The following is a 1,054-nucleotide window of genomic DNA, read 5'->3' on the forward strand; positions in this document are numbered from 1 at the left end:
ATGGCGGCGAAATCGTTCCTCGATGTCCGCGTCGGTGTGTTTGATGCGCTCATCGAGGTTCATCACCCCCTGGGCCAGTTCGGCGACCAATCCTGCACCGACGTCCTCACCGGCCAGGCGGACGGTCTGGGCCTTAGAGGCCGTCACCGCCGCTGCCGCGATCGTGGCAGCGTTGCGTACTCCCGCTGCCGCCAATACTTTGGTCAGCCGCGAAACACCGGTTCGGCGAATCGCTTTCGGTCGTTGGTAATGCGCCAGCAGCACTGCCCAACCACGGTCCTGGGTCAGCTCAGCGACGCGTTCGAGGGCCGGGCACACGGCCAGCAGTTGTTGGCGCAGCCGGTTGATGGTCCGGGTTCGGTCGGCGACCAGATCAGCGCGATGGGCGGTGAGCATCCGCAGTTCGGTGATCAGATCGTCGCCGGGACGCAGGACCGGAAGGTCCTCGCCGCGCATCCGGGATTGATCGGCGATGACCCGGGCATCTTTGGCATCGGTCTTGGACTCACCACCGCGGTAGGTGACCGAGGCCTGCCACACTTGCCGGCCCGCAAGGTACCGCACCGTCTTGCCGGCATCGGCCAGCACCGTCAACAGCAGGGCGGCAAACACGTTGCTCAAGTCCACTGTCCAGGACACCTCACCGGCGAGCTTGTCGATCTCGGCGACCAGGTCACGCATCGTGTGTTCATCGTTGACGACCTTGCGCGACAACACCACGTTGCCGTTGCCGTCCACGACGCACACCCAGTGGTGTTCTTTGCCGACGTCGACCCCAGCCCACACCTGGTCTTCGGCCATGGAACCTCTTTTCGCTTGTCTGCCAACAGGATCCCCACGGACAACCTCGCCGGCATTTCCTTAAACAAGCGATCACATCGCAGATCTCAATCAGCGGCCCGAGGAAGTCCAGGTGGGCCGGGCGGCCAGTCCTTTCAAGCCGCACCACCAGGCCGGCAAAGACCCCATGTCGACCTCACCCGACCCACCCGGGTCGCAGTTCAACGTAACCGTCACAACATCACGAAATAACTGCAACTACGAACTTAAGGAA

Annotated in this window: 1 protein-coding gene; it reads right to left on the reverse strand. The window is 63.0% G+C overall.

What is annotated here, in order from left to right:
• Positions 1–801, reverse strand: an 801-nt coding sequence (locus tag ACJH6J_RS30510) for an IS110 family transposase (protein ID WP_406805046.1), incomplete at its 3' end; no start/stop codon positions are given.
• Positions 802–1,054 lie beyond the last annotated feature (253 nt).

This window comes from Mycobacterium sp. SMC-18 (genome assembly GCF_045310895.1).
In the GTDB taxonomy this organism is placed as follows: Bacteria; Actinomycetota; Actinomycetes; order Mycobacteriales; family Mycobacteriaceae; genus Mycobacterium.